Origin of the sequence: Acetobacter sp. DsW_063, assembly GCF_002153745.1 — a bacterium.
Lineage (GTDB): Bacteria > Pseudomonadota > Alphaproteobacteria > Acetobacterales > Acetobacteraceae > Acetobacter.
In genome coordinates this window covers 1-7,026 of sequence record NZ_JOPL01000115.1, presented here as the reverse complement: position 1 = coordinate 7,026, position 7,026 = coordinate 1, and the positions used below count along the sequence as shown (strand labels likewise).

At 60.0% G+C, this 7,026-nt stretch carries 5 protein-coding genes; all 5 read left to right on the top strand.

Annotated features, from left to right (window positions below; genetic code table 11):
- The first annotated feature begins 144 nt into the window (after positions 1 to 144).
- The 5 genes from HK28_RS12720 to HK28_RS12700 all read left to right on the top strand — a co-directional run bounded on the left by HK28_RS12720 (position 145) and on the right by HK28_RS12700 (position 7,013).
- Positions 145 to 2,235 (top strand): S9 family peptidase, encoded by a 2,091-nt coding sequence (locus HK28_RS12720; RefSeq protein ID WP_086644916.1) that lies wholly within the window; start codon positions 145 to 147, stop codon positions 2,233 to 2,235.
- Positions 2,236 to 2,453: 218 nt separating this feature from the next.
- A complete protein-coding gene (locus HK28_RS12715; RefSeq protein WP_198945892.1) occupies positions 2,454 to 3,641 on the top strand; it encodes an AI-2E family transporter in 1,188 nt (395 codons plus the stop codon).
- A gap of 110 nt (positions 3,642 to 3,751) precedes the next feature.
- On the top strand, positions 3,752 to 4,642 hold the full coding sequence (locus tag HK28_RS12710; protein ID WP_086644915.1) for an NAD(P)-dependent oxidoreductase: 891 nt from the start codon (positions 3,752 to 3,754) through the stop codon (positions 4,640 to 4,642).
- Between the two features lie 266 nt (positions 4,643 to 4,908).
- Positions 4,909 to 5,364: a hypothetical protein gene (locus tag HK28_RS13845; RefSeq protein WP_143217423.1), complete on the top strand. Its 456-nt coding sequence runs from the start codon at positions 4,909 to 4,911 to the stop codon at positions 5,362 to 5,364.
- 962 nt (positions 5,365 to 6,326) lie between these two features.
- Positions 6,327 to 7,013, top strand: coding sequence for an FRG domain-containing protein (locus tag HK28_RS12700; RefSeq protein WP_086644913.1), 687 nt, complete (start codon positions 6,327 to 6,329; stop codon positions 7,011 to 7,013).
- The last annotated feature ends 13 nt before the right edge of the window (positions 7,014 to 7,026 follow it).

Below are 7,026 nucleotides of genomic sequence, written 5' to 3'. Positions count from 1 at the left end.
ATCACAACCTCTCGCTCACTTCAATAAATTAATAGGTCCTGAGCCTAACTCCCAAACTGGGTAGCCCCCTTCCAGCTCAATGCCCTGTGCCAACCCACACAGAACTGTGTCATCCTACCTCCGACCATCAAACGGAAAGCCTAGATGCCCGATCCCGCCACCCCGCCCGCCGCCCGCAAGGACCCTTGCACCATCGAGCAACTCGGGCGCACCCGCACCGACGACTACGCGTGGATGAAGGACGACAACTGGCAGGCCGTTCTGCGCGATCCGACATTGCTGCGCGCCGATATCGCCGAGCATCTGCGCGCGGAGAACGCCTATAGCGATTCCGTTCTGGCCTCCACGCAGGCGTTGCAGGCGGAGATCGTGGCGGAAATGAAAGGCCGGTTGCGGGAGGATGAGTCTTACCCCGCGCTGCCGCATGGCGTCTGGCGCTACGGCGTGCGGTACGAGGCCGGGGCGCAGCAGCCGCGCCATGTGCGCTTCCACGAGGATCGCGTCGATCAGGAAGAGGTGCTACTCGACGCCGACGCCCGCGCGAAGGATCACAGCTACTATGTGGCGCGTTCCGCAACGCACAGCCCCGATCATGCGCTGTTCGCTTGGGCGGAGGACACGCAGGGATCGGAGATTTACACCGTTCGGGTGAAAGATCTGGCGAGCGGCGCACTGCTGCCTGTCGAGATCGGGAATTGTACCGGGAATTTTGTATTCTCTCCGGACTCAAAACATATTTTCTGGACATGGCGTGACGGGAACGGGCGCCCGGTGAGAGTGTTCCGGCGCGCTGTCGCAGGCGGCGCCGATGAACTGGTTTACGAAGAAAAGGACCCCGGCTTCTTCGCGGGCGTCGCCTCCACCCGCTCGGGGCGCTGGATCGTCATCAGCTCTAACGATCACGACACGGCGGAAAGCTGGGTCGTGCCGGGCGACGACCCCACGGCGGCGGCGCGTTGCGTGGCGGCGCGCGAGAAGGGCGTGACCTATGATCTGGCGCATTGGGGCGACCGCTTCGTGGTCCGCACCAATCTTGGCGGCGCGACCGATTTCCGCCTGATGACGGTTCTGGACGCGCAGATCGGCGACCGTGCGGCGTGGCGGGAATTGGTGCCGCATCGTCCGGGCCGTTACATCACCGAATGCACCGCGTTCGCCGATCATGTCGTGTGGGTGGAGCGTGTGGACGCGAACACGGCGATCCAGATCCTGCCGCGAGATGGGGAGGCCCATCATCTGGCGACGAATGAGGACGCCTATACGCTGTCCCTCGACGGCTCCTATGAATTCGCGACGAACGAGCTTCGTTATTCCTACCAGTCGCCGACGACGCCGCGCCAGTGGCTGTCCTACGACATGGCGACGCGCGAACGGTGGCTGCTGAAAGCGCAGGACATTCCCTCGGGCCACGATCCGGCCGATTACGTCTGCCAGCGGCTGCTCGCGAAGGCGCCGGACGGAGAGAGCGTGCCTATCACGCTGCTGCGCCGTCGCGACGCGCCGGAAGGCGTCCCGGCGCCGACGCTGCTTTACGGATATGGTTCCTACGGCGTCTCCATCGACCCGACATTTTCGACCCGCAATCTCAGTCTGGTCGATCGCGGCTGGGTCTACGCCATCGCACATGTGCGCGGTGGGGCGGAGAAGGGATGGAACTGGTTCCTCGGCGGGCGGGGCGAGACCAAGACGAACACCTTCACCGACTTCATCGCCTGCGCCGAGCATCTGATCGCTCAGGGCGTGACGGAGGCGGGGCGCATCGTCGCGGACGGGCGCTCTGCGGGTGGAATGCTGATGGGCGCGATCGCGAATATGCGGCCTGAACTGTTCGCGGGAATCGTCGCCGTGGTGCCGTTTGTCGATGTTCTGAACACCATGTCGGACGACACGCTGCCCCTGACGCCGCCGGAATGGCCGGAGTGGGGCAATCCGCTGACCGACGTCGCGGCCTATGACCGCATCGCCGGGTATTCGCCGTATGACCGGATCGAGGCGAAGCCCTATCCCACGGTGTTCGCCATCGGTGGCCTGACCGATCCGCGCGTGACGTATTGGGAGCCCGCGAAGTGGATCGCGAAGCTGCGCGAGTATTCGACCTCCGGGCGGCCGCAGTTGCTGCGCATCAACATGGAGGCCGGGCATGGCGGCGCGTCCGGGCGGTTCAAGTCGCTGGACGAGGCGGCGCTGATCCATGCCTTCGCCATCTGGGCTGAAGGGGCGGCGCGCTCCTCCTGACGCCGCGCCTGTTCGCCCCGCCCGTTCGCTCCGTCGCACGAAGTGGGGTATGCTCGGCGTCCTGCGCCGTGTGCAGACGTGCTCTATTCGAAACGAATCGGAGGCGCAGCACAGGGTGAAGCCCACTTGCGCGTCATTCCCTGATCCGCCACGGAAGTGGTCGGACGGCGCAAGGCGGGGCCATATTTTACGCCGCCCCAGGGAGGAAACAGGTTCTGATGCCCAAGACCGGTCAGACATTGGTCGAGCTGTCGCCCGGCGCGCCTGCCGCAGCAGGCCGCACGCCGCCTGCGGATCTTCTGACCCCGTCGCCTGCGGAGGCCGAGGCGTCCACTCCGGCCCAACGCTCGGTGATCATGCGGTCGCAGTGGCGTGCGCGGGAGTTCCTCGGCATCGCCATCGCAGCGGTCGCGCTCTACACCATCTCGGGGTTTCTGACTGCGCTTGTCTGGGGCGGCGTTTTCGCGATCGCGACATGGCCGCTGTATCAGCGCACACGCGAACGCTGGCCGCGCCTCGCCAACGGCGTCACCTTGCCTCTGCTCTTCACGGCGGCGCTGGCGCTCATTTTCCTGATCCCCCTGATCATGGTGGGGCTGGAGGCGGCCAAAGAGGCGCAGGGCATGCTTGAGCTCATGCAGAGCGCCCGCAGCTCTGGCATTCCGGTTCCAAGATGGGCGCATCACCTGCCGCTCGGCGCGGAAAGCGTGGTTGCCTGGTGGGAGAACAATCTGAGCAACCCGGAAGACGCGCACGAGTTCTTCAGTTCGCTCGACAGCCGCAGCATGGCGGTGACGAAGGCCGTGGGATCACAGGTAGCGCACAGGACCACCCTTTTCTGCTTCTCGTTGCTGACCCTCTTCTTCCTCTACAAGGATGGCGCCGCCGCCGCGCGGCAATGCACGTTCGCGTCGCGCCGTCTGTTCGGTCGACGGGGAGAGGTGATCGCGCGCCAGATCGTCGCCTCAATCCACGGCACCGTCGCCGGTCTGGTGCTGGTGGGCGTGGGCGAAGGCCTGCTGATGGGCGTCGTCTACCTGCTGGCGGGCGCGCCCCATCCGGCGCTGTTCGGCGTGGTAACGGCGATTGCGGCGATGATTCCGTTCTGCGCGATGATCGCCATCGGCCTGGTGTCTGTCCTGATCTTCGTCAAGGGCGCGACGGTCGCGGCGATCAGCGTCTTTGTCATCGGCGCAGTCGTCATCTTCGTCGCTGATCATTTCGTCCGCCCGACCCTGATCGGCGGCAGCACGCAATTACCTTTCCTCTGGGTGTTGCTTGGTATTCTCGGCGGGGCGGAAACGTGGGGGATGCTGGGCCTGTTCGTGGGGCCGGCCGCCATGGCGGCGTTGCATCTGGTGTGGCGTAGCTGGACCCGCGAGCGCGGAGGCGACAAACTGGCCTGATCCTGCGCGGCGCGGCTCCGGCTGCCTCGCGCGTAACCCTGCGTCGGCGCAGTCGCGGCGATCTTCACGTCAGCCACCGCTTTCGCGCGCAGCATTTCCCGAGGACGCCCATGACCGCGCTTACCCCGCAAAACGCCCCGCTGCTCGGCTTTATCGGTTTTGGCGCGATGGCGACCCGTATGGGCGTCCATCTCCGCAATGCGGGTTACGGCGTGATCGCCTACACCCCTTCCGGCAAGAGCAGTGACCCTGCGGTCGAGATTCTTCCGACCGCCCGTGCGGTCGCGGAGAAAGCGGACGTCGTCATCGCCTGCGTGCCGGATGATGAGGCGCTGGAAGCCTCGATGTACGGTGAAAACGGCGCATTGGTGGGCATGAAGGCGGGGGGCGTGTTGCTCAACACCTCGTCCGTCTCGCCCGAGGCGACGGACGCGCTGCTCGCGGCCGGGCGCGTGAAAGGCGTCACGGTGCTCGACGCCCCGGTCTCCGGCAGCACGCCAGAGGCGGAGGCTCACGCTCTGGTTATTCTGGTAGGCGGCTCTGTGGAAGACGTTGCAAATGCCGCGCCAATCTTCGACACCATTGGCAAGCTGACCATCCATGCAGGTCCCTCTGGCAGCGGAGCGAAGCTGAAGCTGGTGGTGAACGGCATCATGGGCGCGGGCCTGACCGCGCTGGCGGAGACTGTCTCTTACGGGTTGGCCTCGGGGCTGGACCGCTCGATGCTGTTCGACGCGCTGGATCAGGTCGCCGTGATTTCCCCGCATCACAAGCGGAAGCTGAAGGCGGCGAAAACTGGCGACTTTACCTCACAGTTTCCTTCCCGGTTGATGCAGAAGGACATGCGCCTTCTGGTCGACGCCATAGCCCGACAGGCGATACCGGCGCCCACTCTGGCGGGCGCCCTGCAGGTGTTGTCGCTGGGTCGCCATGCTCATCCCAATGACGATTATTCGGCAGCCATTGCGATCATGGAGCGGTTCGCGGCCAACGACGCGTAGCAGGCGCTGCGAGATCGGCGTCATTGAAGAATTCGGCACGCTCGGGGGGGTAATGCGGCGTTAAGCGTTCGGTCCGGATTGCCGGAAGCCATGCGCTCGTTCCTTTTCTGAAGCCCTGCGGGGCTGTGAAGGTTCAGATCGATCGCCGATGACGCCTGAGACTGCCGCAGGGCTCTTGGATCACGAGGAAGGATTACGCTTGCCTTGGTGAATTTCTCTTTGGTGTGTATTGCAAGTTGCATTTTGACGCGTGGGAGTGTCGAATTTTGAAACGTATCAAGCAAGCTTATATTCTGACTGGCGTCCTCTTTTTTGGGAGTGGGTGTGCAGATAAGCAACTTTCAAATTATAACGGTAATTATATTACTCCGCAGCAAGCGGTAATGGCTGCGGCAGAAACGGAGAGCGGAATTTCCGGAAAATTTGTCATGACGGTGCAGGCGACGGGCTATGATGCAGGTAATTTATACCTTAATTCAGAAAAAGATTATAGAGATCAGAGAAACCTTAGTATTAAAATCGAACCTGAATTAATAAAAAAACTTCAATCGCGCTTGAATGAAAATCCATCCACCTACTACATTAATAAGCGCATAGAAATTTCTGGAACCGCGCTGAAAGTAAGAATAGCGTTCGTGGCTGATGGAGAGATAACTGATAAATACTATTTTCAAACTCATGTAAATTTGGAAAATGCAAATAACATACGGGTAATAAATTGAGTTAAAGCGGGGTGCGCTGATCCTTTTCTCTAATGTGGCGAGGGGCGACCGTTAATCAAACGTTGTAGGTGTAAGCGTCCGCCGCGCCTCCTCGGAAATAGCGTGTGGCCAGCGGTCTGGATGAACGCATCTGACTCTGGAGACTGAACCGTGTCTCCGTGAGGCGCCTGGGCAACCATGGACCACTAATCTCGCCGTCTTGCCGAGAGCGTGTTCCAGTGTGACGTTACAAGTGTGTGGATGTTCAGTGGCGCTTTGGATGACAGGCGCCAGCAAGGTCCTTCGGCTCGCAGACTGCGTGTTGGATGCGACAGGCTGAGGCCTCCCCGGTCCCCCTTCCCGCTACGGCAATGCATGAATGCCGCATTGGTGGATTTTTTTCCGACAGCGCGATTCACAGGCCCGTTGTGGATTCGTTTGGAACAAAGAGGGAAAGATAAGCGCAGGTGGCTGCTCGCCTATCGCTGCACACTTTATCCACAGAGTTATTCCAACACCTGTCCACGGAATCTGTGGGTAATATGACGTTAATGTGTCAGGCGAATTGCGCCAGAAATTGGCGGATATCCGCCATTCATGGAGAATCTGGCTGTCAAGGCCCAGAATCAGCTTGCGTTTCTCATTGGCTGGGGAAGGCGCGAGTCCTGCGTTTCATTCACAGGTCGCTTCGCGGGCATGATCCCGATTAAGGGAGGGGCGTGCGGTGTAGCCAAGCCCATCCTCCGAAGAGCGTCATGTAAATCGGACGCCCGTATGATTATTCGGGTCGTTTGAATGCCGTTGCGCGATGCCATTGTCCCTCCGGGGGATTCCGTAACGTGACCAAGCGGGTCATCAGGTGGCTGTGGCGGTTTTTTGGGGGGCTTTTCAGTGTAAGGTAGAATTGAAATTGATGATTACAAGAGCGAGCACGATGAGCAGCGTTAAGGAGATCTCGTTAGAAACTGCGAGAGAGTTATTTGATGCGATCTCTCCTTATGCAGGATTTATTGAACGGTCGACCTGTCGTGTTTCGGGGGCAAGCAAATGCAGATTGGGGATTAGTGCCGAGTGTATTGCGCAACGTGAAAAAAGATCGCCTCCTGAAAATCGATAAGGGTATGCATGTTAATCTTTTAGCTCTGATAGCTAGAGAGATTTTTTATTTAAATAGCTTCTGTCAAGCGGCTGATTCGATTGCTTTAGGTGTGCCTTACGGCACGGAGAACATATTCGAGCAAGCTCAGCTTGGCAAAATTGATTCCTTTGCCCAACCGCAGAATTGGCCACCGGAAAACATGTTGCCACTTTTGGCGCTGGCGCAGCATCATGGGGTTCCAACTCGGTTGCTGGATTGGACAAGGCAACCATATGTTGCGGCGTATTTTGCTGCATCAAGCGCGTTGGCAAGCGCCAGCAAAGATGAAACCGGCAAACGCCGCCTGGCAGTGTGGGCGCTTGAAGAAACTCCGTTTCGGAGTAAAGGCAGATCAAACCGCGTCGATGGTCATATTTCAATTTTCGATGCCCCGGGAGCAGGGAATAAGAACGCTGCTGCGCAACGGGGTCTGTTTACGGTGACACGATATAAGCGCCATTCAACAAAATATAACGATGACGTGGATAATTACGTTGACCTAGGCTCAGGACCTATTAATTTATTGAAGTGAGCGAGAGGTTGTG